Origin of the sequence: Vibrio sp. M250220, from assembly GCF_036533795.1 — a bacterium.
Classification (GTDB): Bacteria; Pseudomonadota; Gammaproteobacteria; order Enterobacterales; family Vibrionaceae; genus Vibrio.
This window is the reverse complement of sequence record NZ_JATABI010000150.1, coordinates 1-994: the sequence shown is the minus strand read 5'-3', so window position 1 is coordinate 994 and position 994 is coordinate 1. Positions and strand designations below refer to the sequence as shown.

Below are 994 nucleotides of genomic sequence, written 5' to 3'. Positions count from 1 at the left end.
ATACCATATCTCGATAAATAAATATGATTCAAAGAATTGTCCTACATTTTATTCGAGCTTGCATCTAGGCAATTAGAAATTTAAGCGGAATTTTTTCCTAAATAAAACTGAATAAATTCCGACAACACCATCACGGTCAGTTTTTGGATCATTAGAATAATCAAATAATACCTACCAACTCTCGACCAACTTAAAATCCGTTATCGAAATTCAATATCATCGCTTCTTAGGAGGAAGATAAATCATCATCCCGGGATAGACTACGTCGAGGTTTTTAATCTTAGGGAAGCGAGCATTAAGGTCGACTAATTGTTTAAAAGTAATGCCATTTTCTCTAGCCAACTTATAGAGATAGTCCCCTTTCTTCAAATAATACACTTCAAATACAGATTCATCAGCAGTCTCTAATATTTCAAGCATTTCGTCATCAGAATAAGATTCAATTACATCGACTACAGGTTCCACATCAATATCTGAAACTGCGTTAACCGGCTCAGGTAGCTTGTTTTCAACTTCATAGGCTTGGGCGACATAATAGTCTTCTTGGCCACCAGACCAATTATAAGAGAGCCCCAAGCTAAAATCAAAATACTCACTATCGAAATGCGAAGAAATATCACTATACCACCTAACCGATGCCAATAAATAGATTGAATCATTAGCATTAATCCGCGTAGTAAAGCCTAAAAAAAACTTGTCGACATCGTTTCTAAAACCAATGTCACTTGAAATTATATTCCCTCTATCGGTTTTCACATAAGGCGCTACAAATAACTCTCCGCCGTATTTTTGTGTCACATCTTGATTGAAATCTAAATAGCTTAACGAGGCACCATAAGAGATGTAGTTGTCAGTATAATAAGCACTACTCACTCTATAACTTGAGATAGATTCACCAATAGTTTCGCTAATAGCTACACCAGCGGATAGGTCCGTATAGACAGCAGTTGACGCATTATAAGATGCAAAAATTAACAACAAAGCTACGTATCTA

Annotated in this window: 1 protein-coding gene; it reads right to left on the bottom strand. The window is 35.9% G+C overall.

Annotation, left to right across the window (positions count from 1 at the left end; translation table 11 throughout):
• Positions 1-216 precede the first annotated feature (216 nt).
• Positions 217-994, bottom strand: a 778-nt coding sequence (locus QTN94_RS20060; protein ID WP_331428655.1) for a LysM peptidoglycan-binding domain-containing protein, incomplete at its 5' end; no start/stop codon positions are given.